27 protein-coding genes, 1 pseudogene and 2 riboswitches are annotated in these 25523 nt (G+C 66.4%); of the genes and pseudogenes, 19 read left to right on the top strand and 9 right to left on the bottom strand.

Annotation, left to right across the window (positions count from 1 at the left end; all coding sequences use genetic code 11):
- The 12 genes and pseudogenes from X803_RS22085 to X803_RS0104380 all read left to right on the top strand — a co-directional run.
- Nucleotides 1–298 (top strand): annotated as a pseudogene (locus tag X803_RS22085) (SAM-dependent methyltransferase); the annotation flags it as partial.
- Between the two features lie 17 nt (nucleotides 299–315).
- Complete coding sequence (locus tag X803_RS0104430) at nucleotides 316–1935, top strand: phytoene desaturase family protein (RefSeq protein ID WP_051470446.1); 1620 nt, start codon at nucleotides 316–318, stop codon at nucleotides 1933–1935.
- A 3-nt stretch (nucleotides 1936–1938) separates the two neighbouring features.
- A complete protein-coding gene (locus X803_RS0104425; protein WP_026544201.1) occupies nucleotides 1939–2448 on the top strand; it encodes a low molecular weight protein-tyrosine-phosphatase in 510 nt (169 codons plus the stop codon).
- A 92-nt stretch (nucleotides 2449–2540) separates the two neighbouring features.
- Nucleotides 2541–2852 (top strand): type II toxin-antitoxin system Phd/YefM family antitoxin, encoded by a 312-nt coding sequence (locus tag X803_RS0104420; RefSeq protein WP_342707413.1) that lies wholly within the window; start codon nucleotides 2541–2543, stop codon nucleotides 2850–2852.
- On the top strand, nucleotides 2831–3229 hold the full coding sequence (locus X803_RS0104415) for a type II toxin-antitoxin system VapC family toxin (RefSeq protein WP_026544199.1): 399 nt from the start codon (nucleotides 2831–2833) through the stop codon (nucleotides 3227–3229). The genes X803_RS0104420 and X803_RS0104415 overlap by 22 nt, the downstream gene beginning before the upstream one ends.
- Before the next feature lie 52 nt (nucleotides 3230–3281).
- Nucleotides 3282–3899 (top strand): LysE family transporter, encoded by a 618-nt coding sequence (locus X803_RS0104410; RefSeq protein ID WP_026544198.1) that lies wholly within the window; start codon nucleotides 3282–3284, stop codon nucleotides 3897–3899.
- 3 nt (nucleotides 3900–3902) lie between these two features.
- A complete protein-coding gene (gene pabB / locus X803_RS0104405) occupies nucleotides 3903–5942 on the top strand; it encodes an aminodeoxychorismate synthase component I (RefSeq protein ID WP_026544197.1) in 2040 nt (679 codons plus the stop codon).
- Between the two features lie 69 nt (nucleotides 5943–6011).
- Complete coding sequence (locus X803_RS0104400; RefSeq protein WP_026544196.1) at nucleotides 6012–6866, top strand: aminodeoxychorismate lyase; 855 nt, start codon at nucleotides 6012–6014, stop codon at nucleotides 6864–6866.
- Between the two features lie 114 nt (nucleotides 6867–6980).
- Nucleotides 6981–7106: riboswitch (SAM riboswitch) on the top strand.
- Between the two features lie 6 nt (nucleotides 7107–7112).
- Nucleotides 7113–7655, top strand: coding sequence for a rhodanese-like domain-containing protein (locus X803_RS20935; protein WP_051470445.1), 543 nt, complete (start codon nucleotides 7113–7115; stop codon nucleotides 7653–7655).
- 70 nt (nucleotides 7656–7725) lie between these two features.
- Nucleotides 7726–8931, top strand: coding sequence for an O-succinylhomoserine sulfhydrylase (locus X803_RS0104390; RefSeq protein WP_026544195.1), 1206 nt, complete (start codon nucleotides 7726–7728; stop codon nucleotides 8929–8931).
- A gap of 180 nt (nucleotides 8932–9111) precedes the next feature.
- Nucleotides 9112–10713, top strand: a complete 1602-nt coding sequence (locus X803_RS0104385; RefSeq protein ID WP_026544194.1) for a multicopper oxidase family protein — start codon at nucleotides 9112–9114, stop codon at nucleotides 10711–10713.
- Nucleotides 10714–10853: 140 nt separating this feature from the next.
- Nucleotides 10854–11411 carry a COG4315 family predicted lipoprotein gene (locus X803_RS0104380; RefSeq protein ID WP_026544193.1) on the top strand — a complete coding sequence of 186 codons (558 nt, stop codon included), beginning with the start codon at nucleotides 10854–10856 and terminating at the stop codon, nucleotides 11409–11411.
- An 18-nt stretch (nucleotides 11412–11429) separates the two neighbouring features.
- Here the strand turns inward: X803_RS0104380 and X803_RS0104375 are convergent, their stop codons facing one another.
- The 4 genes from X803_RS0104375 to X803_RS0104360 form a co-directional block, all read right to left on the bottom strand.
- Nucleotides 11430–11942 carry a sigma-70 family RNA polymerase sigma factor gene (locus tag X803_RS0104375; RefSeq protein WP_051470461.1) on the bottom strand — a complete coding sequence of 171 codons (513 nt, stop codon included), beginning with the start codon at nucleotides 11940–11942 and terminating at the stop codon, nucleotides 11430–11432.
- A gap of 144 nt (nucleotides 11943–12086) precedes the next feature.
- The gene (locus X803_RS0104370) at nucleotides 12087–12884 is read right to left on the bottom strand and encodes an energy-coupling factor transporter transmembrane component T family protein (RefSeq protein ID WP_084033372.1); all 798 of its coding nucleotides are present in this window, start codon (nucleotides 12882–12884) and stop codon (nucleotides 12087–12089) included.
- Entirely contained in the window at nucleotides 12881–14353 is a 1473-nt protein-coding gene (locus X803_RS0104365; protein WP_051470444.1) for an ABC transporter ATP-binding protein, read from the bottom strand. Before X803_RS0104365 ends, X803_RS0104370 begins: the two co-directional genes overlap by 4 nt.
- Before the next feature lies 1 nt (nucleotide 14354).
- Entirely contained in the window at nucleotides 14355–14966 is a 612-nt protein-coding gene (locus tag X803_RS0104360) for an ECF transporter S component (RefSeq protein WP_026544189.1), read from the bottom strand.
- A gap of 54 nt (nucleotides 14967–15020) precedes the next feature.
- Nucleotides 15021–15136, bottom strand: a riboswitch (TPP riboswitch).
- Nucleotides 15137–15250: 114 nt separating this feature from the next.
- On the opposite strand from X803_RS0104360, the gene X803_RS0104355 reads away from it, so the two are divergent.
- Together X803_RS0104355 and X803_RS17745 are read left to right on the top strand one after the other, a co-directional pair.
- A complete protein-coding gene (locus tag X803_RS0104355; protein WP_026544188.1) occupies nucleotides 15251–15511 on the top strand; it encodes a DUF4235 domain-containing protein in 261 nt (86 codons plus the stop codon).
- Between the two features lie 162 nt (nucleotides 15512–15673).
- Nucleotides 15674–17059 carry an HNH endonuclease signature motif containing protein gene (locus X803_RS17745; RefSeq protein ID WP_051470443.1) on the top strand — a complete coding sequence of 462 codons (1386 nt, stop codon included), beginning with the start codon at nucleotides 15674–15676 and terminating at the stop codon, nucleotides 17057–17059.
- Between the two features lie 73 nt (nucleotides 17060–17132).
- On the opposite strand, the gene thiE is transcribed toward X803_RS17745, so the two are convergent.
- On the bottom strand, nucleotides 17133–17783 hold the full coding sequence (gene thiE, locus X803_RS0104345) for a thiamine phosphate synthase (RefSeq protein ID WP_026544187.1): 651 nt from the start codon (nucleotides 17781–17783) through the stop codon (nucleotides 17133–17135).
- A gap of 147 nt (nucleotides 17784–17930) precedes the next feature.
- Here thiE and thiO point away from each other — a divergent pair, with 147 nt between their 5' ends.
- Genes thiO through X803_RS0104330 form a run of 3 tightly spaced genes read left to right on the top strand, consistent with a single transcriptional unit; the run spans nucleotide 17931 to nucleotide 20097 of the window.
- Nucleotides 17931–19058, top strand: a complete 1128-nt coding sequence (gene thiO, locus X803_RS17740) for a glycine oxidase ThiO (RefSeq protein WP_051470442.1) — start codon at nucleotides 17931–17933, stop codon at nucleotides 19056–19058.
- A 2-nt stretch (nucleotides 19059–19060) separates the two neighbouring features.
- Complete coding sequence (thiS, locus tag X803_RS0104335) at nucleotides 19061–19303, top strand: sulfur carrier protein ThiS (protein WP_026544186.1); 243 nt, start codon at nucleotides 19061–19063, stop codon at nucleotides 19301–19303.
- Nucleotides 19300–20097 carry a thiazole synthase gene (locus tag X803_RS0104330; RefSeq protein WP_026544185.1) on the top strand — a complete coding sequence of 266 codons (798 nt, stop codon included), beginning with the start codon at nucleotides 19300–19302 and terminating at the stop codon, nucleotides 20095–20097. The genes thiS and X803_RS0104330 overlap by 4 nt, the downstream gene beginning before the upstream one ends.
- A 93-nt stretch (nucleotides 20098–20190) precedes the next feature.
- On the opposite strand, the gene X803_RS0104325 is transcribed toward X803_RS0104330, so the two are convergent.
- The 3 genes from X803_RS0104325 to X803_RS0104315 form a co-directional block, all read right to left on the bottom strand.
- A complete protein-coding gene (locus X803_RS0104325; protein ID WP_026544184.1) occupies nucleotides 20191–20496 on the bottom strand; it encodes a hypothetical protein in 306 nt (101 codons plus the stop codon).
- 16 nt (nucleotides 20497–20512) lie between these two features.
- The gene (locus X803_RS0104320) at nucleotides 20513–20737 is read right to left on the bottom strand and encodes a DUF3107 domain-containing protein (RefSeq protein ID WP_026544183.1); all 225 of its coding nucleotides are present in this window, start codon (nucleotides 20735–20737) and stop codon (nucleotides 20513–20515) included.
- A 78-nt stretch (nucleotides 20738–20815) separates the two neighbouring features.
- On the bottom strand, nucleotides 20816–21436 hold the full coding sequence (locus tag X803_RS0104315) for a TetR/AcrR family transcriptional regulator (protein ID WP_051470441.1): 621 nt from the start codon (nucleotides 21434–21436) through the stop codon (nucleotides 20816–20818).
- A gap of 168 nt (nucleotides 21437–21604) precedes the next feature.
- On the opposite strand from X803_RS0104315, the gene moeB reads away from it, so the two are divergent.
- Nucleotides 21605–22795, top strand: coding sequence for a molybdopterin-synthase adenylyltransferase MoeB (gene moeB, locus X803_RS0104310; RefSeq protein ID WP_026544181.1), 1191 nt, complete (start codon nucleotides 21605–21607; stop codon nucleotides 22793–22795).
- A 129-nt stretch (nucleotides 22796–22924) separates the two neighbouring features.
- Here the strand turns inward: moeB and X803_RS0104305 are convergent, their stop codons facing one another.
- On the bottom strand, nucleotides 22925–24250 hold the full coding sequence (locus X803_RS0104305) for a glutamyl-tRNA reductase (RefSeq protein ID WP_090584473.1): 1326 nt from the start codon (nucleotides 24248–24250) through the stop codon (nucleotides 22925–22927).
- A gap of 205 nt (nucleotides 24251–24455) precedes the next feature.
- Between X803_RS0104305 and hemE the strand changes: the two genes are divergently transcribed.
- Nucleotides 24456–25523 carry a uroporphyrinogen decarboxylase gene (hemE, locus tag X803_RS0104300; protein ID WP_026544179.1) on the top strand — a complete coding sequence of 356 codons (1068 nt, stop codon included), beginning with the start codon at nucleotides 24456–24458 and terminating at the stop codon, nucleotides 25521–25523.

The following is a 25523-nucleotide window of genomic DNA, read 5'->3' as shown; positions in this document are numbered from 1 at the left end:
CAACAGGGCAGAGCCCGACGCCGGCCGCCACCTCCTCGCCTGGGCGCACGAGGCGGGCCTCGCCGAGGTGGAGGCGTCGTCGTCGAACTGGTTGTATGCCACGGCCGAGCGGCGCCGCTGGCACGCGGACACCTGGGCCGAGCGGGTACTCAGCTCCGCCTTCGCCGACCAGACGCTCGAGCGTGGACTGGCAGACCGGGCCGCGCTGGAACGGATGGCCGCGGGCTGGCGGCGCTGGGGCGAGTCACCGGATGGCTGGTTCCTCATCCCCTGCGGCGAACTCATCATCCGGGTGTGAAGTTATAGGGTGAGGCGATGATGAGCCGGCCCCGACTCCAGGATCCTGACCACTTCGACGTTGTTGTGGTGGGCGGTGGCCACAACGGACTGGCGGCGGCGGCGTACCTGGCCCGGGCCGGCAGATCCGTGGTCGTCCTTGAGCGCCAGGACCATGTGGGCGGCGCCGCGGTCTCTGCGGAGGCCTTCCCCGGCACCGGCGCCCGGCTGTCCCGCTACTCCTACCTGGTGAGCCTGCTTCCGCAGCAGATCATCAAGGACCTTGACCTTGACCTGCAGCTGGTACGACGCCGGTATTCCTCCTATACGCCGGTGCCGGGTTCGGATGCGGGCCTGCTGGTCGACAATCTCGACGGCGAGGCCACGCGAGCGGGCTTTGAACGGATCGGCGCCGGGGAGGATGCGGCCGGCTTCGCATCCTTCTACCGGAGCACGGCCCTGCTGGCGAGGAAACTGTGGCCCACCGTCACTGCCCCGCTGCTGCGCCGGTCCGAGGCCCGGGCGCTGGTCGGCGATGACGAGGTGTGGGAAAGCTTTCTTGAACGCCCGGTCGGCGAAGTGATCGAGCGCACTGTCAAGGATGACCTGGTGCGTGGCGTGCTGCTGACCGACGCACTGATCAGTACCTTTGCCAGCGCTCATGATCAGGACCTGCAGCAGAACAAGTGCCTGCTCTACCACGTGATCGGCGGCGGAACCGGCGACTGGGACGTGCCTGTCGGCGGGATGGGTGCCGTCTCCGGCGCCCTGGAACGTGCGGCCCGGGAGGCCGGCGTGGTGATCCGGACCGGAGCGGAGGTGACCGCCGTGGCGCCCAACGGCGTCGTCCATTATGGCGGTGGCGCTCCGCACCGTGTGAGCGGTGAATTTGTCCTCGCCAATGTGACACCCGCTGTGCTGGGCCGGCTGATGGGGGGGCCGGAAGCGTCCGGGTTCACGGCGCCGCAGCATCACGCTCCGGAGGGAGCGCAGGTAAAGGTGAACATGCTGCTCTCGCGGCTGCCCCGGCTGAAGGATCCCGAAGTAAGCCCGGAGCAGGCATTCGGCGGAACGCTCCACATCAACGAGACCTACTCGCAGCTGGAGAGTGCCCATGCCGCGGCGTCCTCCGGCCGGGTTCCCAGTCCGCTGCCGATCGAGATCTACTGCCACTCCCTGGCGGATTCCTCGATCCTCTCGCCGGAACTGCGGGAATCGGGCGCGCATACACTGACTGTTTTCTCCCTGCAGACTCCACACCGGCTGGTGGTGGGCGGGGACCATGACGCCCACCGGGCGGCGCTGCAGGCGGCCGTCCTGGAATCACTGAACAGCGTGCTGGCTGAGCCCATCGAGGACTGCCTCCTTGCGGGGCCGTCGGGCGATCCCTGCATCGAAACCAAGACCACCCTCGATCTCGAGGAAACCCTGGGCCTGACCGGCGGAAATATCTTCCACGGCCCGCTCTCCTGGCCCTTCGCGGACGACGACGACCCCCTCGACACCCCCGCCCGGCGGTGGGGCGTGGCGACGGACCATCCGCGCGTCCTGTTGTGCGGCGCGGGCTCCCGTCGCGGCGGAGGCGTCAGCGGACTCGGCGGGCACAGCGCCGCAATGGCGTTGCTTGAGGACGAGCAGGACGCAGCGACCTACGATTGATGCATGTACCGGATTGTCACTGTCTGCACCGGCAATATCTGCCGGTCTCCCATGGCCGAGATCATGCTGACCCAGGCTTTCGAGGAAGCCGGGCTGGGCGGCGAGGTGCTCGTGGATTCGGCAGGCACCACGGGCTGGGAGAGCGGCAACCCGATCGACGAGCGTGCCGCCGCGAAGCTGACGGAACTGGGCCTGGCCAGTGAGGCCCACCGTGCACGGCAGTTCGATCCGGGCTGGTACGCGGAGCGGGACCTCATCCTCGCACTGGACGTGGACCACTACGAGGATCTCAAACTCGAGGCACCCGACGCCGAGAGCCGGGGCAGGGTGCGCATGCTGCGCGAGTTCGATCCCTCCGCAGCCGGCACCCCGGTCTCGGAACTCGGCATCTATGACCCCTGGTACGGCGACCGCGCCGACTTTGAGGCGACCTGGCAGATGATCCACGACGCCGTTCCGGGCATTGTGCAGTACGTCCAGGATGAGCTGGCGCGCCGGCGCGCGTCCCGGTGACTTCCCCTCCACAGCGTGGGGATCGTTAGAGGGTTATCCACATAGTGGCCGGTTGAGTCTCTCGAGGCCATCCCGCTTCGTACCGTTGCTGCATGACCGCATTCGACGCCCACGAATATTGGGCTGAACCGTACACAGCAGAGGTTGACCAACTAGACTTGGTCAACATGGGCCAGTACAACGTCCAAGAGGCGAAAACCCGGTTGTCGGAGTTACTTCATATGGTCGAGAAGGGCGACGAGGTCGTAATTGCCCGCGGCGGCAGACCGGTAGCGAAGCTCGTCAAGATCGAAAGACCCCTGAAACGGACTCTGGGTTTTCTGGGCCCGCTCGATGTGCCTGCGGAGGCGTTCGAACCGATGAGCAGGGAGGAGTTGGAGGCGTGGGAGCAACCGCTTATTTGATCGACTCGCAGGCCCTGCTCTTCGCGATGGCCAGTCCGCGCTCTCTCTCAGCCAAGGCGCGCCGGATCATCAGCAGCATGGATGAGACACTGTATGCCTCCGCCGCGACCGCCTACGAACTCGCGTACAAGTTCCGCAAGGGGAAACTTCCCGGCCTGGACAAGGTCTTCGTGGGCTACGAGCACCATGTCCGGCGGGTGGCTCCGCTGACCATCCCCATTACCTCCGAGCACGCGCTCACCGCCGCGTCACTGGACTGGCACCACGGCGATCCCTTCGACCGACTGATTGCTGCGCAGGCCCTGATAGAGGGTGCCACGGTCATTACCAGCGATGCCGCAATGCAGGGCTTCGAGCCCCTCAGCACTCTCTGGTGATCAACACGGATGCCCGGCGCGGCAGACTTCCCGCCGCCCCTAAGATTGTTCAGTGACTCTTTCGCTTTGGCTGGCACTGGTCGGTGCCCAGGCGCTAATCAGCTTTACCCCCGGAGCCGGTGCCGTGAACACTATGAGCAACGCGCTCACGGTGGGTTTCCGCCGTTCCATGTGGGGCATCCTCGGCCAGCAGACGGCGCTGCTCGTCCATATCGCCGTTGTGGCCGCCGGGGTAGGCCTGCTGGTGGCCGGGTCACCGGTGGCGTTCAATATCATCCGGTATGCGGGCGCCGCCTACTTGGTCTACCTCGGGATCCGGAAATTCCTGGAGCCTCCCGTGCCGGCTGAGCAGGCTGCCACCCTCTACGCGGAAGGCGCCGCCTCGATGTTCCGCCGGGGCCTCTGGGTGAACCTGCTCAACCCCAAGGCCATCGTGTTCTTCCTCGCCTTCATCCCCCAGTTCATCCGCCCCGACCAGGAGTTCCTGGGCCAGTACGGCGTGCTGGCGGGGACCGTCGTCGTCATCGATGTCATGGTGATGTGGCTGTTTTTCGCCGCCGCGGCGCGCTCGTTCAGCCGGTTCACCAGCGGGCCGCGCGGACAACGCCTGCTCAACCGCATCTTCGGCAGTCTCTTCGTTGCCGTGGGCGCTCTGCTGGCCTTCGCCTGACCCATGGCACACAAGCCAGCCAACGCCGTCGTTCCGCTGCTGATTGCCGTGGACGGCCGTTCCGGCGCCGGCAAGACAACCCTCGCCGTGGAACTGGCTGCGCTCCTGCGCGAACACCATACCGTCAGCCTGTTCCACCTCGAGGACATCTACCCCGGATGGGACGGCCTCGCCGATGGCCTGGAACGGTACGTCCGGACCGTGCTGACTCCGCTTTCCGCCGGGGAGCCTGCCCGGTGGACAGCCTGGGACTGGTCCGCGAACGACGACGGCGGCACCCGCCTAACGCAGCCCGCTGACATCGTGGTGGTCGAGGGAGTGGGTGCGGCCTGCGCTGCCGCCCGTGACCTCCTCGATGTGGTGATCTGGATCGACGCCGACGACGACCTGCGCCGGACCAGCGCCCTGGCCCGCGACGGCGACACCTACGCACCGTTCTGGCAGCGCTGGTCTGACCAGGAAGACAACTGGCTGGTGTCCGACCGGCCCGCCGATCACGCGGATCTCCTGGTGCAGGGCCATCGTGGGAATGCCGTTCCGGATCAGCTCCGCCGTGCGCTGACCGGCCTGCCGCAGTGCGAGTCTTTCATGTCAATGGAACGGGCCGCGCGGCGGGGGCTCACCCTTCAGGTCGAGATGCTCCGCGCCTTACCGGACGCTGAAGCGGTATTCCGCGAGCTCTACGCCGGCTCGGGGTCCGCCGCCTGGCTGGACAGCTCCGCCGCCGAAGATACCCAGGGCAGAAGCCGGTTTTCCATCCTCGCCGATGACGGTGGCCGGTACGGGCAGCTTGCCCAGCACTCCGGCGGGACTACCCTCGTCACCAGTGGCCCGGTTACTGCGCGGATCGCCGGCCCGTTCTTCCGCTGGCTTGACGGGGTCTGGGGCCGGCGTGCCGTCCGGTCGCCCGATATCTATCCCGGGCCGTTTGCCCTCGGCTGGCTCGGCTACCTGGGCTACGAACTGAAGCGCGAAACCGGCGGCCGCGCTGAGATGCCCTCCACGGTGCCGGATGCGTCCCTGCTCTTCGCCGGCCGCGCCGTTGTCCTTGATCACCGGGAGAAGCGCACCTACCTGCTTACCCTGCGCGACGGCTTCCGCGACGATGACGCCGATGCCTGGCTGGACCGTGCACGCGCCGTGATTCTGTCCGGCGGCCGTCCCGCTGCGCCGGCCGCTTCCCTGCCGGCCCCACGCTTCATAGCTCGGGATACGAGGGAGCAGTACCTGAGGAACATCCGTTCGGCAGCGGCCGAGATTGCGGACGGCAATTCCTACGAGGTCTGCCTGACCACAGCGCTGACGGCCCGCGAAGACACCGGGCTGGAGCCGCTCGAGGCCTACCTCGCCCTCCGCCGGTCCAATCCAGCGCCCTTTGCCCACTTCCTCGCGTTCCCAGGGCTTGCGGTTGCGAGCACCTCCCCGGAACGGTTCCTGCGGCTCGATTCGACCGGCGGAATGCGCGCCGAACCGATCAAGGGAACCCGGCGCCGGTCCCCGGACCCCGGCGAGGACGCCGCCCTGCAGGAAGACCTGCGCACCAGCACCAAGGACCGCGCGGAGAACATCATGATCGTGGATCTCCTGCGCAACGACCTCTCCCATCTGGCGGTACCCGGCACCGTGACGGTGAGCCGCCTGTGTGACATCGAAACGTACGCGACCGTCCATCAGATGGTGAGTACCATCGACGCCCGGCTACGCCCCGGGTCCTCCCGTGCCGAGGCCATTGCCGCCGCGTTCCCTGCCGGTTCGATGACCGGCGCTCCGAAAATCAGCACCATGGCGATCCTCGACCGGCTCGAGGGGGCGCCCCGCGGCATCTATTCCGGCGCGGCCGGCTACTTTTCGCTCGACGGGGCGGCGGACCTCGCCGTCGTCATCCGCACCCTCGTACTGGAGGACGACGACGGCGGCACCCTCCTCACGCTCGGCGTGGGCGGTGCGATCACCGCCGATTCCGATCCCGCTGACGAGTGGGAGGAGGTGCGGACAAAGGCTTTCGGCGTGCTGTCGGCCCTCGGAACGGCGTTCCCGGACTGACGTCCCAACCCCGCCCTCCCACGCCTCGCTTCGCTCACCGCGGGGCCCTCGGTCGCTAGGCTTGGGCGCATGACTGTTCTGGTGTTCCTGGATCCCGCCTACCCCGCCGGACGGATCGCTGATGCGTCCCAGCCCCAGCTCAAGGTCACGGACACGGGCGTCACGCGCGGAGACGGGATTTTCGAGACCATGCTCGCCGTCCGCGGCACACCCCGGAAGCTCCAGGCGCACCTGGCCCGGCTGGCGACGTCCGCCGAAGCGATGGAACTGGACGTCCCGGCGTCGGACGTCTGGGAACGTGCCATCGCCACCGCGCTGACGGAAACCGACGACGACGGCGACCTGGTGGTCAAGCTCGTGGCCACCCGCGGGGAAGAGGGAGCGGGCGCGACCGCCTGGGTGCTGGTCTCTCCCGTGCCCGAGGGCCTGCGTGGGCGGCGCCTGGCCGTGCTCCTGCTTGACCGCGGCTACGACAGTACGGTGGGACAGCGCGCGCCGTGGCTGCTGATGGGCGCAAAAACCCTCTCCTACGCCGTGAACATGGCAGCCCTGCGCCATGCGCGGTCCCACGGGGCGGACGACGTCATCTTCACCTCATCCGATGGGAAGGTGCTGGAGGGCCCTACGTCGACCGTCCTGATTGCCCGCGTCCGCAACGGCGTCAAGCACCTCATCACGCCGCAGCTGGAAAGCGGGATTCTGCCCGGCACCTCGCAGGGCGCACTGTTTGCTGCTGCCCGCAGCGCCGGCTGGGAACTCGGCTATGGACCGCTGGTGCCCCCGGATCTCTTCGCCTCCGACGGCGTCTGGCTGATTTCGAGCGTCCGTTTGCTCGCCGAGGTGGAGTCGATCGACGGCAAGCCCGTGACTGTCTCCCCGGAGCTTACGGCCGAGCTGGGTGCGCTCGTCGACTCAGTGTCCTAGGCACTTCGTCCCAGGCACTTCCGGGAGGACCAGGCGTTACCAGCTTCAGGCGTTACCGCAGGTTACGGCCCGGCGTGGCAACCGGGCCGCCGCCGGTGCTACGTTTCAGTCCGGAGTAACGAGCGCCAGCGCCAAGCCCTGACTTGCTGGCCGGCAACCCTCTTTCACGGCGGGGTGCCTCAGGTGACTACTCGGCACACCGATCAGGATCCACGATCACCAGCGTGCACAGCGTGAGGAGACACAGTGTCACAGCATTCCATTCCCCATTCCCAGCCTGCTGAGGGCTACGCCGGCAACATCACACCCCGCGAAGCGGTGGAGCGAGTGAGCAAGGGCGCCGTCCTCGTGGACGTCCGCACGGTGGAAGAGTGGCGCAGCGTCGGTGTCCCCGACCTCACCGACGCCGGCACGGTGCCGCTCTTCCTCGAATGGAACCGTTCCGACGGCTCCCGCAACGTCTCCTTCCTCAACCAGTTGAACGGCCTCAAGGGCAGGGAACTGCTGTTCCTGTGCCGCTCCGGCGTCCGTTCGGTTGCTGCCGCACAGAGCGCCGCGGCTGCCGGCCACACCGCGTTCAACGTGCTGCACGGTTTCGAAGCCGACGGCGGCTGGCGCTCCAGCGGCCTCGCCACCGCTGTGCACGCAGAAACCGCAGTGCACTCAGAAACCGCAGTGCACCCAGGAACCGCCACGGGCCCAGAAACCAGCGCTTCTGAAGCGAACCCAGGTACCGCCGGGCGCGGCTCTGACCAGCCGACGGACAGCCACGGCCACGCCGGTGAGTGAGCCGACGCCGTCGTCGTTCTCCCCGGCAACCGGCCGCGAACCCATCGCCGGCAACGGGGGGTACCCCCGCATTCAACGGCCGGACGACGACGTCGCCGGCTGGTCTCCGGACACGCTCGCGGTTCGCGGCGGGCTGGTGCGGTCGAACTTCGAGGAAACCTCCGAGGCTCTCTTTCTGAACTCGGGTTTTGTCTATTCCTCCGCGGCGGCGGCGGAGGCCGCGTTCACCGGGGACGTCGACCGGTTTGTCTACTCCCGGTACGGCAACCCAACGGTCGCCATGTTCCAGGAGCGCCTGCGGCTGCTGGAAGGGGCTGAAGCCTGCTTCGCCACCGCGAGCGGCATGTCCGCAGTCTTTACCGCGTTGGGTGCACTTCTGGCCGCCGGCGACCGGGTGGTCGCATCCCGGAGCCTGTTCGGTTCCTGCTTTGTGATCCTCAACGAAATCCTGCCGCGCTGGGGTGTGGAGACGGTCTTTGTGGACGGCTGGGACCTTGCGCAGTGGGAGGAGGCGCTCAGCGTCCCCACCACGGCTGTGTTCTTCGAGTCACCGTCCAACCCGATGCAGGAGATCGTGGACATCCGCGCGGTCGTGGAACTGGGCCACGCGGCCGGTGCGCAGGTTGTGGTCGACAATGTCTTCGCCACGCCGCTGCTGCAGCGGTGCACCGATCTGGGCGCCGACGTCGTCGTCTATTCCGGAACCAAGCACATGGACGGCCAGGGCAGGGTGCTGGGCGGAGCGATCCTCGGGCGCCGGGAATTCATCGAGGGCCCGGTCAAAACGCTCATGCGGCACACCGGCCCGGCTCTGTCCTCCTTCAACGCGTGGACCCTGCTCAAGGGGCTGGAGACCATGTCGCTGCGGGTGAACCACGCGTCCTCCTCGGCGCTGACGCTGGCCAGGTGGCTTGAGGCGCAGCCGGCGGTGAACTGGGTACGGTACCCGCTACTGGAATCGCACCCGCAGTTCGATCTTGCTGCCGCGCAGATGACCGCCGGGGGAACAGTGGTGACCTTCGAACTGGATGCGCCCGCGGACAGGGGCAAGGAACGCGCCTTCGCGCTCCTCGACGCCCTTGAGATCATCGACATCTCGAACAACCTGGGCGATTCGAAGACACTGATCACCCACCCCGCAACCACAACCCACCGCGCCATGGGCCAAGACGGGCGTGCGGCGATTGGCCTGTCCGACGGCGTCGTTCGGCTTTCGGTGGGCCTTGAGGATGTGAGCGACCTGCAGTCCGACCTCGGAAAGGCGCTTACTTCCTGACCCGTAGGAGGTTCCGGGGTTCCGTCGGGTAAGGAAAACGATCGTCCAAGGTTTCTCCAAGCACCCAGGAGCATCCTTGTCAGCTGAGACCACATCGAGAACGGAGTCTGGGGCAGGCGTCTGATACGCCTCCCGATGCGCGTCCCGCCAAGAGAAAATCTTTGGAAAGGGATGGCAGCAATGTCTATCAGCAGGCGCAATTTTCTTGCGATGGGTGGTTTCGGCGCGCTCGCCGCCGCAACTCTCACCGCTCCTCTCTCCTCCATCAGTGCCCAGTCCGCACCGGTTCTGGACGGCTCGAAACTGAAGCCGTACCTCCTTGCATTCACGCGGCCGCCGTTCCTGGCCCCGTACCGGACCGGCATCAATCCCCTCGACGGAAAGCCGCAGAATTTCTACCGGATCACGCAGCAGGCCGCAGTAGCGTCCCTGGTACCCGGGCTGAAAACCCGGATCCTCGGGTATAACGGGATCTTCCCCGGCCCCACCATCAGCATCAACCAGGGCACCCACGCCGTAGTGACCATGCGGAACCAACTTCCCCAGTCGCACCCGGACTTCGGCACACCGCTGGCGACCTCCACGCACCTCCACGGATCGGCATCGTTGCCCCAGTACGACGGCTATGCCTCCGACACCACGCTTCCCGGGTTCCGGAAGGACTACCTCTACCCCAATTTCCAGCCGGCCCGGACACTCTGGTACCACGACCACGGCGTCCACTACACGGCGCAGAACGCGTATTCCGGGCTGGTCGCGATGTACCAGATCCACGACCCGGTGGAGCGGGCGCTCCTCCCCCAGGGCGAGTTCGACGTGCCTCTCATGGTGAGCGACATCCAGCTCCGCGCGGACGGAAACCCCTACTACGATGACCGCGGGCACAGCGGTCTGTGGGGTGACATCAACCTGGTGAACGGGGTGCCCTGGCCTGTCATGAAGGTCAAGCGCCGGATCTACCGCTTCCGTGTGCTGGTCTGCGGAATCTCACGCGCTTTCAAATTCAGGCTCAGCACCGGAGAGCCGTTGACCGTTGTTGCGACCGACGGAGGGCTCACGCCCCGGGCGATTCCTGTGGGGCAGTACCGGCACGCGAATTCGGAGCGCTACGAGGTCCTGATCGACTTCTCCCGCTACCGCGCCGGCCAGCGGGTCGAGCTGCAGAACCTGCCGCTGGACAACAACACCGAGTACGGCAACACCAGGCGCGTCATGGCGTTCGACGTCACGGATGATGCGTTTGACCGGAATGATCCCACAGCGCTCAGGCTTCCCACCGTGCTCGCCAACAGCGAGCCCATGACCCTCACCCGTGCCATGGCGAAGACCACGCGCCGGCTCCGCGTCGAGCGCCAGAACGGGGAGTGGAAGATCAACGGGAAGAGCTGGGCGGATGTCATCGCCAGCAACTTCCAGTGGGCCGTGGCCAACCCCGGCGTGAACGACGTCGAGATCTGGGAGATCGAGAACAAGTCCGGCGGATGGTTCCATCCCCTGCACATCCACCTTGTTGACTTCCACATCATCAGCCGGAACGGACAGCGGGCGTTCAGCTACGAGGAGGGGCCCAAGGACGTCATGTATGTCGGCGAGAACGAGACGGTCCAGGCGATCATGCGCTTCACACCGCACAAGGGCCGCTACATGGTTCACTGCCACAACCTGCCCCACGAGGACCATGACATGATGCTGCAGTTCCGGGTTGGTCTGAAGGAGGGCGAGGCGGATCCCAATGATCCCATCACGTCCGCCCGCCCCGTCTGGGATGCCCCTGCCGCATAGATGCTCCAAGCTGGGATTCACCTGTGAGTTCGCCTGACCGTTGAACCATCAGGGGCGGTCGGTGCGTCTTCCCAGCAGAGGGGTCGAGTGGCCACTCCCATCCCCCGGGTGTCCAGGGGGTGATTACGGGAGGAATCAAGATGAGTAAAGCAATGCGCGTCCTGTTCGCCATCCTCGCCATCTGCCTGCTGGCGCTGACCGGCTGTGGCGGGTCTGGCGAGACCGAGGCGCCACCGGCCGAGGAAACGGCGGCGGAGGAACCGGCAAGCGAGGAACCGGCGAGCGAGGAACCCACCGAGGGTGAATCCGAGGAACCGACGGAGGGTGCCGCCGGCGGCGGGACCGTCGGAACGCCGCTCGCTGTGGCTGAAACCGACCTGGGCGAGATCGTCGTCGACGCCGAGGGAATGGTCGTCTACTACTTCACCAATGACGAGCCGGATTCAGGGGTGAGCGCCTGCGAGGGCGGTTGCCTTGAGGCCTGGCCGCCGGTGCTGAGTGACAGCGAGACCCCCGAAGCTGAGGGCGTTACCGGAGAACTGGGCACGATCGAAACCCCGGACGGTGAACTCCAGGTCACCATTAACGGCATGCCGATCTACTACTTCGCCGAGGATGAGGCCCCGGGCGACACCAACGGCCAGGGCGTGAACGAGGTCTGGTACGTGGTGGCACCTGACGGCACCATGATCCAGTAAGCCGCGCACTGAGCTGAGCTAGCTGCCCGAGGCGACGTCCCGGGCAGCAAGCGCGTTCCGCAGGGAACGCAGGGCATAGTGCAGGCGGGATTTCACGGTCCCCTCCGGTATCGAGAGGGCCCGTGCAATTTCCGCCGCTGTTTCGCCGCGGAAGTAAAAGTGCAGCACCACGTCGCGGTGGTCGGGCGAGAGTTCGTTGAGCGCGTCCGTCAGCAGCCAGGACGTCAGTAACTGCTCGACGTCGTCGTCCGAGGGCACTTCCGGGAGTTCATCGACGTCGAACTCGTGGCGGCGGAAACCGCTGCGGTACGAGTCGGTGAGGATGTTCCTTGCCACCACAAAAAGCCAGGCCCGGATCTCGAGTTCGCTGTGTCCGCGCATGACCGGGTGTTCCCAGGCACGCAGCAGGGTCAGCTGGACAACGTCATCGGCCAGGAAGACATCGGAGGTGAGCCGGCGGACAAACCGCCGCAGCGCACGCAGGTGGTGGTCCCTGATGACGCTGAGCCACTCCGCCTGTCCCTCGGCCATGTTCGTTCCCCACACTCGACATTCAAGCCATCGCTACCGCGTTACCTACCCATTGACGCCGTGCAAGGTTGGGAAAAGCCTGCGGCTTCTCGAAACACTGTCCCTCCAGTGTGCTCCTCCGCGGCGTCTTCGGAACAGGTGCTGCTAGCCGAGAATGAAGTTCCAGGTGCCCGCCGCCACCGCTGCGGTGACGGCAAGCGCCGCGATCAGCGTCCCCACCAAGACAACGACGACGTCGATCCGGCTGAAGATGCTCTCCCTCGCCCACGTGCGTGGACCCGCCCCGAAACCACGCGCTTCCATCGCGACCGCAAGCCGGGTGGCCCGGCGGATGGCCTGGACCATGAGCCCGAACGCCTGCCCCAGGAAGTTCCCGAACCGCGCCGCCGGGTTGCCTTCATGGGCAACGCCGCGGGCATGCCGCGCAAGCCCCAGGGTCCGCCACTCGTCAAACAGCAGGCCCACCAGACGCATGCCCGCCAGTGCGCCGAGCACAAACCGGTGCGGCGCCTTCAGCCGTTGGGCGAGGGCGTCTGCCAGGTCGGTGGGATCTGTGCTTGCCAGCAGGAAGAGGCCTGGGAGTGCAATGGCGAGCCCGCGCAGCCCGATGGCGAGCCCGGCGTTGACCGAGTCCTCGGTGAACAGCACGGGGCCCAGCTCGAAAAGGACCCTCCCCGTCTTGTCCGCCAGCAGCGCGGTGCCGTACGCGGCGACTATCGCGGCGACCACGAACGGCCAGGTGCGGAACAGCAGCCGGCGCACACTGATGCCCAGCAGCGGGAGCAGCAGCAGTTCACTGACCAGGACAACGCCGGCGCTCACCCAGTCCACGCTGAGCATCACCACCACGGTGATCAGCACCGCGGCGAAGAGCTTGGAGAGCGGGTTGGCCCTGGGCAGCACCTTCCCGGTGATCTCTGGATTCAGCACATCGACGCTCACGCGGCCACCTCCAGCGTTGCGGACGTGCCGTCGACGGCAAGAACCCGGCTTCCGAGTGCGGCGGTGTAGTCACGGTCATGGGTCACAGAGACAACGCACGTGCCGGCGTGGATGAGCTCGGCGAGAAGCGCCACCAGTTCCGCCCAGGTGTGCGCGTCCTGGCCGAAGGTCGGCTCATCGAGGATCAGGATTTCCGGGCCGGTGGCCAGCATTGTCGCCACCGACAGCCGCCGCTTCTCACCGCCCGAGAGGGTGAACGGATTCGCCTTCAACAGGCCGGTAAGGCGCAGCCGCTCAGCGAGGGGGTCGACGCGGCGCCGCACTTCCGCCTCGTCCTGGCGGGCAACCCTGCGGGGCCCGAATTCCAGCTCGTCCAGCACAGTGTGGGTCAGGAACTGGTGTTCCGGTTCCTGGAAGACGGTGCCGATGCGGCTGACCAGTTCAGCGGACTTCCAACCCGCAGGGCTGGTTCCGGCCCTGCGCGCAAGCGGAGGCCGGGCGGCAAGTTCACCGCTGCGGGGCCTGAGCAGCCCGCCGAGCGTGAGTGCGAGCGTCGATTTGCCGGACCCGTTGGGGCCCAGCACGCTGAGAGCTTCCCCGCCGCGGAGGGTGAGGTCAACGTCGTCGAGCACTGCATTTCCGCGCCTGGTCCGCGCGACGGCGAGCCCGGCTGCGTACAGCAGATCGGCGCCGGGCCGGGCGCTGACTGCGGGGGTTTCCGGACGGTAGCCCGGCACCCAGACGCCGGCTTCGATCAGCCGGGCCCTCGTACCTTCCTGCCGGAGCACCACCGAGGGCGCACCGTCGGCGAGGATCCCGCCGTCGGAATCGAGTACCACCACGCGGTCGACGACGTCGGCCCAGACGTCGACGCGGTGCTCCACCACCACCAGGGTGGCTGAGGTCCGTTCGAGCACGCGCACCACGGCGTCCCGCACATCGATGACGCCTGCCGGGTCCAGGTTGGCAGTCGGTTCGTCGAGCAGGAGCAGTCCGGGCTGCATGGCGAGGACGGCCGCCAGGGCGAGCCGTTGCTTCTGGCCGCCGGAGAGCGCCGTGGTGGGGTGGTCCAGCGGGACGTCCAGGCCGACGTCGTCGAGCGCGCGGTGCACTCGCGGCCAGATTTCGGCGCGCGGCACGGCAAGGTTCTCGGCCCCGAACGCCACTTCGTCGCCGACGCGCGCCAGTACCAGTTGCGTATCCGGATCCTGGAGGACCAGACCGGAACGGCCGCGGGCATCGGCCGGGCTGACGCCGTCGACCGTGAGGTGGCCTGCCTGCTCCCCCTCTTCCTGATCTCCCAGGACACCGGCCAGTCCGTGCAGAAGCGTGGACTTGCCGGCACCCGAGGCGCCGAGAAGCAGGACCCGTTCACCGGCTTCAACCGTCAGGTCGATGTCCCGGACTGCCCAGCGTACGCGCCCGGGGTGGCGCCAGCCCCAGCCCCGGGCGGTGATCGGCGAGCCCATGCTAGACGTCAGCCGTGCGGCCCGCAGCGAAGGAGGACAATGCGCCGGTCTTTGCGAGTCCCCGGGTGGCGAGCCAGGGCAGCAGTCCCGCCAGGACCACACCGGAAATGGCGGCGAACACGCCGTACATCAGCTTGAACTCGATGGCCCATTCGACGTTGTACATGATGTTTTCGCTGACCGCCAGGAAAATGCCCGCACTGAGGCCGGCAAGCAGCGCCACGCCGATGTTCCAGCGGCGGTACAGGAACAGCGCGAACACCAGTTCCGCACCGATGCCCTGGACCAGGCCGGAGAGCAGGACGGCCATGCCGAACTGGGTGCCGATCAGCGCCGATACCGCCGCTGCGAGGACCTCACAGTAGATGGCGGCGCCCGGCTTGCGGATGATGAGTCCGCCGAGAACGCCGGCAATCAGCCAGCCGCCGGAGTAGAGGCCTGCCAGCGGTGGGTAGGCCGCAGTGACGGCGGCGATTCCGCTGTAGCCTGCCGACCAGGCGAAGAAGATGACGCCGACGGCCACCGAAATCACGGAAGCGACCACAATATCCACCACGCGCCATTCATAATGGCGCCGGGATGTGGCCGGGGTGGGGCTCTTTGTTTCAGTCATGGTGTTTGATCCTCCTGGGTGCAGGAGGGGAAGGCACACCGGCAGGACGCCGGTTGCCCTGAGAACTCGACTCCCTTCGCCGGTACTAGCCGGATCAGGTTCGAGGGTCTGCGGTGGTCCGCACTCTCAGCGCCCACCACCTACGTGGCTGCGCTCCCCTGTCGTTGTTTTGAGCGATACCAACTCTACACCCGCCGCTCCCGTCTCCGCCGTCGTCGCGTCATCTATCGCCGCGGGGATAACGCTAGGCTGGGACCAAGGACAAGCCGACTGAAAGAGGCACCATGAACACGATCTTCAAACTGATGGGCGTTGGACTGGGCATTGGAGCGGGGCTCGTAGGCACACAGCTGGTCGACTTCATCTGGAAGCGGGTTACCGGAAACGAGCCTCCAAAAGACAAGGAAGGCCTGGAGAACAGCCTGCGGTCGGCCTTGGCATTTGCGGTCATTTCCGGAACGGTGAGCACCACTATCCGCGTCCTCACGAACCGGACCACACAGCAGGCCATCCGCCGCTACGAGCGCACCCGCCACATCACTTAGGAATCGCCCGCGCAGATCGACGGCGTCCCCGTTTGGGTGTGATCCCTGTTCCTGCTTCACGCATGATCCCCGTTTGCGTGTGTGGATAAGTTGTGGGTGACTGCTCCTCCACATTGCCGGGTTTCGGTCGGTATTAGTACGTGTCTTCGATAATATTTTGGTATGGCCGTCGCATCGCTCGAACACCACGGGGAAGATGATTCTCTCCTGCGTGGAATGCGTTCGGATTTGCTGGCTTTCGCCCACCACTTCGAATCGGGTTATCTCCTCCTGGACCGGGAGGAGGTTGTTGCGGCTCTTGTCGGGGTGGAGGAGATCTCCCGGGTGGTGGATCACCTTCAGACCCTGGTTGCCCGGGCCGCCGAAGACCACTCACTTGCCGGCACGGACGCCCAGGAAGCCCATAAGGGGACGGCAGAGTACCTGCGGGCGAAGCTCGGGGTCAGCCGTTCCGAGGCAAACCGCCGGTTGCGGCTGGGCCAGGACGTGCTTCCCGAGGTTCCGGGGCCGGGTGCACCGGTCCAGGCTCCGCTGCCTGTCCTGGCCGCTGCAACGCGTGCCGGAGCGTTCAGCACCCGGGCGGCGATGGTGATCAGGGACGCCGTTCACCGTGTCCGGGCTGTCGCGACCGGCCGCCAGGTGGAGGCCATGGAGGAACACCTGGTCCGCCAGGCCGTGGAGTCTGATGAGGACGTGCTGCGGGTCCTTGCCCGGCGTTGGGAAAGCGTGATCGACCAGGACGGCGTGGAACCAACGGAGAAGGTCCTCCGGGCCAGGCAGGGCGTCTTCCTGCGCGGTAGGCGTCATGGCCTGCACTTCCTGGAGATCGGCGCCACCGATGAGCAGTTTGAGTACCTCCTGACCGTCATGAACACGGCCACCAACCCCCGAGTGAACGGCACCACCCCACCCGGAACGCAGACCAACGGCCCAACCCGTGCGCAGGAGTTGCTCGAGGGGCTGGTGTCCGGCTGCCGGATCGCCCTTGCCGGTGACGGTCTGCCGGCCACCGGGGGTCACCGCCCGCAGGTGATGGTCACCATCAACTACCGGGATCTCCTGAGCGATCTGGGGCAGGACGGCCATGCGGTCTTCGCCGAGCAGGTGAGCGCCCGGAGCATCCGTAAACTGGCGTGCGAGGCGGACATCCTGCCGCTGGTGCTCGGCGGTAAAGGTCAGGTCCTGGACATCGGACGGGCCCAACGCCTCTTCCCGCCGCACCTGCGGCGGGCACTGGTTGCCCGCGACAAGGGCTGCGCCTTCCCGGACTGCACGGTGCCCGCCACCTGGTGCGAAGCCCACCACATCGTCCCGTGGGCAGCGGGCGGAACCACCAGCATCAGCCACGGCGTGCTGCTCTGCTCCCGGCATCACCACCTGATCCACGAGGGCAACTGGTCGGTCGAATCAGTTCAGGGAATCCCATGGTTCCGGCCACCGAAATACATCGACCCCCACCGGAACCCCAAACGCAACCGGTACCGGCAAGTGGAAGAAGCCGTCCACCACCAACTCGCACACACCGGACCCAGCACCGCGCCACCATGACCGGAAGACGCCTGGGCAGGAGGAGCGTCGGCCAACATGGGCAAAATCGGGAGCAAAACGGCGAGCATGAGAGCTATGCCGGAAGTGCCTCCCGGATCTTCGCCGCGGCCGCCTGCGGATCATCGGCCTCGGTAATGGCGCGTACCACGACAACGCGTTTGGCGCCGGCCGCAACCACCTCTTCGACGTTCTGCAAGTCGATCCCGCCAATAGCAAACCACGGCTTGAGCGACTGGCCGCGCTGCGCGTGCACTTCTTCGAGCTGCGCTGCGTTCCGCACCAGGTCCAACCCGACGGCGGTGCGGCCCGGTTTGGTCGGCGTGGCCCAGACGGGGCCGGTGCAGAAATATCCAACGTCGTCATTCGAGGCGGCCGCGGCCACCTGCTCCGGTGAATGCGTTGAAAGGCCGATCACTCCGCCCTCATGGAGGAAGGGGCGGGCAAACTCGGGTGGTAGATCGCGCTGCCCGACGTGCAGCACGGGAGCACCGCTGACCGCCGCGATGTCGGCGCGGTCATTGACAGCCCAGAGCTTCCCGCGGGAAACGGCCGACGCGCGCAGCACCTGGAGCAGTTCGAGCTCCTGTGCTGCCTCAAGAGACTTGTCCCTCAACTGGATGATGTCCACCCCGCCAGCAAAGGCGGCGTCGACAAATTCGCCGAAGTCCTGCTGGCGCTGTCGTGAATCCGTGCACAGGTAGAGGCGGGCAGAGTGAAGTTGCATACCCTCTACAATAAGTGGGTACTGCGGGAGCCAAACCGCGTCCGGGACATATTCGGACGCGTGCCGGCTGAGAGGGCGTTCGGCGCCGACCGCGTTGTGAGAACAACGAACCTGATCCGGATCATGCCGGCGTAGGGAAGGACCCTGGTGGAAACAGACGTGGACGTCGCCGTCGTCGGCGGAGGAATTATCGGGCTCGGGATTGCGTGGGAAGCGATCCGCAGGGGACACACCGTGACGGTGATCGATCCGGATCCAGCCGCAGGTGCCACCCACGCGGCAGCCGGCATGATCGCGCCGGCGAGCGAGCTCCACTACCGCGAGGAGCACCTGCTTCGGCTCACCCTCGATTCAGCCGCCCGGTACCCTGAATTCCTCGCGTCCCTGACCTGGACGGGCATCGATCCCGGGTTCCGGCGGACCGGAACAATAGTGCTCGGCTTTGACGGCGCCGACCGGCAGGCTCTCGCCGATCTTCAGGCGGTACAGGCGCGCAACTCCCTCGTAGTGGAGCAGGTGTCCCTGCGCGAAGCGCGCCGATCGGAGCCGATGATCGGACCCGCTGCGACTGCCGCATTCCGCGCGCCGGAGGACCATCAGGTGGACCCCCGCAAACTGGCCGCGGCACTGCTCGCTGCCGTGACATCCCGCGGAACGCTGGTCCGTGCCGCGGCGACCGGCGTCGAACGGGACGGCAGCCATGTGACCGGTGTTCGTCTGGCTGACGGGAGCGTGCTTCGCGCCGGCTCCACGACTATTGCGAATGGACTCGCTGCGGCCGGGCTTGCCGGTCTGCCCTGCCGGCTTCCACTGCGGCCCGTCTACGGCGATATCCTCCGTCTTCGGGTGCCCGAGGCGCTACAGCCACTGCTGACGCACACCGTACGCGGACTGGTGCGGGGACATCCCGTCTACATGGTTCCCCGGACCGACGGCACCGTGGTGCTTGGCGCAACCATGCGCGAGGACGGCAGCAATGCAGTGTCCGCAGGCGGGGTCTACCAGCTGCTCCGCGACGCGCAGCAGCTCATCCCGGCTGTCTCCGAGCTGGAACTTGTCGAAGTACTGTGCCGTGCGCGTCCCGGCACTCCGGACAACGCGCCGCTGCTCGGTCAGGTTGAGGGTTGCGACAGGCTCCTGATCGCCACCGGTTTCTTCCGCCACGGCGTGCTCCTGACGCCCACGGCCGCCGCAGTGTGTGTGGATCTACTGGAGGGGAAGCCCGGGCCGCCAGGCCTGGAGCGGTACACACCGAACAGATTCGAGGAGGGATGAACATGAACAGAACAGCCATCACGGTGAACGGCACACCGTCAGACACCGCTGCCGCAGACCTGCTGCAGCTGATCGCGGAGATCACGGGAAGGGCGCTGCAGCCCACCGGACAACCGGCCGACGGGGCACGCCTCGGCGTGGCCGTGGCAGTGAACTCGACAGTGGTTCCGCGCAGCCAGTGGTCGGGCCGGAGACTATCCGACGGGGACGACGTTGAACTCGTCACCGCCGTCCAGGGAGGATGACCATGAGCTCGGATCCAATCGAAAGTGTTGACCCTCTGATCATCGACGGGGTTCTGCTGGGCTCCCGACTGATCATGGGAACCGGGGGAGCGCCCAGCCTGGACGGGCTCGGCGAGGCGCTCGCCGCCTCCGGCACCGAGCTGACCACCGTCGCAATGCGCCGCTACACGCCACAGACGGGCGCGTCACTCTTTCAGCTCCTGCACTCCCAGGACATGCGGATCCTGCCGAACACGGCAGGTTGCTTTACCGCCCGTGAAGCTGTCCTCACGGCCGAGCTGGGACGTGAGGCGCTGGAAACCAACTGGGTCAAGCTTGAGGTGATCGCTGACGAGCAGACTCTGCTGCCTGACGCCGTTGAACTGGTGGAGGCGACCCAATCCCTGGTGGCCCGCGGATTCACTGTCTTTGCGTATACCAACGACGATCCCGTGCTGGCCCTCCGGCTCGAGCAGTTGGGCGCCGCCGCGGTGATGCCGCTGGGCGCACCGATCGGTACGGGACTGGGCATCCTGAACCCGCATAACATAGAACTCATTGTGTCCCGTGCGGGCGTGCCCATCGTTCTTGATGCCGGGATCGGCACGGCGTCGGATGCTGCGCTCGCCATGGAACTCGGGTGCGACGCCGTGCTGCTGGCCACCGCCGTTACCCGCGCCCAGGATCCGGTGGCGATGGCGACTGCCTTCCGGCACGCTGTTGTCGCCGGCCGTCTGGCGTCACGGGCAGGCAGGATCCCGAAGCGGGAGCACGCCCTCGCGTCGTCCTCCTTCGCAGGCCGGGCTGACCTGTAATCGGGACTGAGGGAGCGCGGGCTCACCTGCACAGTACGGGCGCGGGCTCACCTGCACCGTGCGGGCGCGGGCCCACCTGCCCATGCGAAGGCGTCAGCGCCGCTTCAGGATTGACGTCATGGCTTCGGCATCCGCGTGTTCGCGGTGCCGCCCAAACCACCAGGCGGCTGCCACCGTGACTACGGTCGAGACCAGCATCGGCAGAAGCCAGGCCAGCCAGAACAGGTCCGGGTGATAGCCCAGCCCGGCAAACTGCAGGATGATCCACAGGATCAGCGCTGAGGTGAGGCAGATGCCGGGCAGGAGCAGCACCCCGTACCGGTGGTGTCGCCGGTCAGCGAACCAGACAAAGAAGCCCACCGACAGAGCGACGCCGGTGACGACTATCAGCGAGACCACGGGTACACCTGCTTTGTCAGAGAGCGCCGAAACCGATGCGGCGGGTTTCACTCTCGCCGATTTCCACGTAGCCCAGAACGGCGGAGGGAACAATGACCTGGCGTCCCTTGCTGTCTGTCAGGCGCAGCTCGGCGCCACCGTTCATGGCCTTGCTGACGACGTCCGCTACCGCTTCAGCGGTTTCGTTCGACTCCAGGACAATCTCGCGGGTGACGTTCTGTACGCCGATCTTGATCTCCACAGCGGGCCTTTCATGTGACGGATAGGGAAGGTGCGACGGCGCCCGTTGTCAGCGCCGCCAAACTAAGGGAAATGTAACTCAGATTTCCTTGGGGAATCGACTGATTCCGCGCCAAGCTAAACGGTAGATGAGCTCGCTTGCGGTATCGATGTCCAGGCCGCCGTCGGTTTCAAGCCAGTAGCGCGCGCTCACCTGGGCCATGCCGGCCATCGCGCGTCCAAGGAGGGTGGCTTCCAGATGGGAGAGCCTGGTGTCTCCCGAAATGACCCCCGCAATCTGGTCCGCAAAGTGCGCATTGAACGCCTCGAGGCGGCGGCTGACATCCGGATCGTTATTCAGGTCCGATTCGAACACGATCCGGTGCGCCTGGCTGTCCTGGGCAATGAACTGGAAGTACGCGCGCATGGTGGCGTGCACCCGCAGCTTGTTGTCGGACGTGGACTGCAGCGCCTCGACGAGCAGCTCCGTCAGCGAAGCCAGATGGCTCTCCAGGAGGGCAAGGTACAACTCCCTCTTGCCCGGGAAATGCTGGTAGAGCACAGGCTTGCTGACGTGCGCCACTTCGGCGATTTCATCCATGGCAGCACCGTGGTAGCCGTTGGCAACGAACACCTCATGGGCCGCGTTCAACAGCTGGCGTCGCCGCTCGTCTCGCGGCAGCCGAACGGCCTTTCCGCTCGCCGGTGCCTCTGAAGTCACGTGTCTGGGCCTTCGGTCGTGTGTCTGGTACTGAATCAGGTTGTCCCCGCCCCTACAGCGGGGTTCCCAGTCTACCCGCGCAGCCCCGCACCGGGAGGCCACGCGCGCGGAGATTGCGGCTGAACCCGTGCATTGCGCAGTACCGCACTGCTGGGCATACATTGAAGCATGAGTGTTTTGACTCCTGCCCCCGGTCCGCTGGTGGAGCCGCACGCTGCTCTCAGCAGGGAAGAAACAGAGCGGTACTCCCGGCACCTCATTCTTCCCGAGTTCGGCGTCGATGCCCAGAAACGGCTCAAGAACGCGAAGGTGCTGGTGATCGGCGCCGGCGGGCTCGGTTCACCCGCGCTCCTGTATCTGGCGGCTGCCGGCGTGGGGACGCTGGGCATCGTGGATGACGACGTCGTCGACGTTTCCAATCTGCAGCGGCAGGTGATTCATGGGGTCAGCAATGTCGGCCAGACCAAGGCGGCCTCCGCGGAGCAAAGCATTGCGGACCTCAATCCGCACGTGTCTGTCGTGCGGCACGAGGTACGGCTGGACACCAGCAATGTCCTCGAGATCTTCGCCGGGTATGACCTCATTCTGGACGGGACGGACAACTTCGCCACCCGGTACCTGGTCAGTGACGCCGCTGAAATCCTGGGCAAACCGTACGTCTGGGGTTCCATCCTGCGCTTCGACGGGCAGGTGAGCGTTTTCTGGGCCAAGCCCTCCGTCGGCGGACCCAGCTACCGCGACCTGTATCCGGAGGCCCCACCGCCCGGCGCTGTTCCCTCCTGCGCTGAGGGGGGAGTGTTGGGGGTGCTGTGCGCCCAGATCGGTTCGGTCATGGTCAACGAGGCGATCAAACTCATCACGGGGATTGGCACTACCCTGTTGGGGCGGGTGCTCATCTTCAACGCGCTGGACATGACCTGGCGGGAACTTCGGGTGCGGCGGGACCCTTCCGCTGCTCCGATCACCGAATTGTCGGACTACGAGGCATTCTGCGGTCTCAAGCCGGCTGAGGGCGGGGCTTTAGGCGAGCTTCCCTCGATCACCGCTGCGCAACTGGAGGAACTACTGCAGGAGCGTGCCTCAGGGGCCCGGGACTTCGATCTGATCGATGTACGGGAACCCGGGGAATACGAGATTGTCCGGATCGACGGCGCCACCCTGATACCCCAGAACCGGATCCTCAGCGGAGAGACGCAGCTCGACGCGAAACGTGAGATCTACGTCCACTGCAAGGCAGGCAGCCGCTCAGCCAATGTTGTCCGTTATCTGCGGGAACAGGGTGCGCGGCAGGTGTACAACGTGGACGGCGGGATCCTGCAGTGGGTTCGTGACGTGGAGCCCGACAAGCCGGTGTACTGAGCGGGATCTACACCGAACGGGATCCAGTCGGAGCGAATCCCTGGTGAGCGGCATCCACACCGCGCGGATGCTTACTGAGCAGAATCCAGCGGTGCCCTGTCAGCGAGCTGGAAGTCCGAGAGCCCGCAGTCAGGCCGTCTCAGCGCGGGCCTGGGCACCATCGCTGACGGGACAGGACTGCTGGGGCGCGGCTTCGGCGGTGTCCTCGGGCTCGATCCCGTAGAGTGCCTCAAGCGCCGCAGTGTAGTCATCCTGGCGGCCCTCGGCGGCGAGCTGCCGGGCGCGGACGGTGGGCACGTGAAGCAGTTGCCGCACCATCCGCCGCAGCGCGAACTCGACTTCCTCGGCGGCGGCCGTGCAGCCGTGCTGGGCACGGACCCTTGCCATCTCCGCATCCAGAACCTGCTGGGTGTGCTTGCGCAGCGCGACGATGGAGGCGTCAACGGAGCGGGAAGCAATCCGTTCCTGGAAGGAAGCGGCTGCCGTGGAAACCAGTTCTCCAGCCTGCCGCAATGACTCCGCCTGTTCCTCGGGCGCGGCAAGGCGTACCGATTCCAGGGTGATGAGCTCGACGTTGTCCACGGAATCAACCGCGGGATCGAAGTCGTGGCTCAGGGCCAGATCGACGATCACCAGCGAGCGATCAACGCCCTCGCGGAGCTTGCGGATGTCATCGGCGCTCACCCGTTGCTCGCTGCCGCTGCAGCCAATGACGATGTCCGCGCGCGTGAGTGCAGCCGGAAGCATTTCACCGGTGAGCGCCGTTCCGCCCCGTGTGGCAACGAAACTCTCAGCGCGTCCGGACGGCGAGTAGACGGAAATATCAGTGCAGCCCCGCTCGCGGAGCAGCGCCATGGTGGCACCGGCATAGGCGCCCGTACCGAAGACAACCACTGACTTCTCCGCGAGGTCGCCTGTGCTCGAAAGGTCCGCAGCAAGATCGAGTGCAACCGAGACGATTGAGCGCCCGCGCGCGCCGAGGGCGGTCTGGGCTCCGACATCACGGGCGGTCCGGGAAGCCGCCTGGAACAGGCGGACAAGGCCGCCGCTTGCCGTGCCGACCCCCTGCGATTCAATGAGGGCCCGCCGCACCTGTCCTGCGATCTCCCGCTCACCGACGACGGCGGAATCCAGGCCCGCGCTGACGCTGAAGAGGTGACGCGGAACTTCATGGCCGGTCATGGTGGTGAAGGAATCCGACACCTTGCTCTTGGGCAATCCGGACTGGGCGCTGATGGCGGAGATGATGGAGGCGCGTGCCGCTTCAATGTCCGCCTCGGAAGCCGCTTCGCCGTAGATCTCGAACCGGTTGCAGGTTGCCAGCGCCACTGCTCCGGTGAGCGCTGGACTGTCCTGAAGCGCGGACGAAGCGACCTGGGACGCCCCGACGCTTAGGCGGGCCACGGTCTCCAGGTCGATATCCGAGTGGGTCGCAACCAGGGAAAAGTAGTTCACAGCCATCCCAGCATAGCCAACAGCGGCATCCAGACCCTAATAGGTAAACCTAAGTTCCAAGGTTCTTCCAGCGTCGAAAATCCGCGCCGTTAAGCCGAATTAGCGGCTGGGCCGTGAGTGCTGAGGGATCCCCGGCAGAGGTGATTTCTCCCACCCATGGACCGCCCGGTTATCCAAGCGGGTGGAACTTCGGCAGAATCGAGTCATGACCCTCAGCGAAACGCATCCCCTGACGGACGGTAGGACGTCGGAGTCTCCGCTCATTCAGGCCTACCGCGGGCGTACTCCCTCCCGCCGTCCGGTCTGGTTCATGCGGCAGGCAGGGCGTTCCCTTCCCGAGTACCGTGCGCTCCGCGAAGGCACCGCCATGCTTGATGCGTGCCTCGACCCCGCGATGGCCGCTGAGATTACCCTTCAGCCGGTGAGGCGCCATGACGTCGACGCCGCGATCTTCTTCTCCGACATCGTGATTCCGCTCAAGCTCGCCGGAGTTGACGTGGACATCGTGCCCGGCGTGGGCCCGGTTCTGGGCAGCCCTATCCGAAGCGCGTCCGATGTTGCCGCGCTTCCCGAGCTGACGGACGCCGCGCTGGAGCCGATCCGGGAGGCCGTGGCACGCACTGTCGCCGAGCTGGGAAGCACACCCCTGATCGGGTTCGCGGGAGCGCCGTTCACCCTCGCCGCCTACATGGTCGAGGGAAGGCCGTCCCGGGACCACCTCGGCCCCCGCACCATGATGCACGCGGATCCGCATACCTGGCGGGCGCTCACCGAGTGGGCAGCGGATGCTTCCGGGCTCTTCCTCCGTGCGCAGCTGGAAGCCGGCGCGAGTGCAGGCCAGCTCTTCGATTCCTGGGCTGGATCGCTGGGCCTTGCCGACTATGTGGAGCACGTGGCGCCGGCGTCGTCCCGTGCCCTGGACCATGTCCGCGACCTGGGCGCGCCCCTGGTGCACTTCGGAACGGGAACCTCGGAACTGCTGGTCGCAATGCGCGACGTCGGCGTGGACGTGGTGGGCGTCGACTACCGCCTCCCGCTGGATGAGGCGAACAAGCGGCTCGGAGGAACAGTTCCGTTGCAGGGCAACATCGACCCGGCGCTGCTCTCGGCTCCCTGGGAGGTACTGGAAGCCCATGTGCGGGCCGTTCTGGACGCCGGCTCATCGGCACCCGGGCACGTCGTCAACCTCGGTCACGGGGTCCCCCCGGAAGCGGATCCCGACGTGCTGACGCGCGTGGTCTCCCTCATCCATTCGGTGCCGCCGGGCCGATGA

The sequence above is a fragment of the Arthrobacter sp. 35/47 genome (genome assembly GCF_000520475.1).
Taxonomy (GTDB): domain Bacteria; phylum Actinomycetota; class Actinomycetes; order Actinomycetales; family Micrococcaceae; genus Arthrobacter_D; species Arthrobacter_D subterraneus.
Note: the sequence above shows the minus strand (reverse complement) of the source record. Positions and strands in the feature narration are given on the sequence as shown.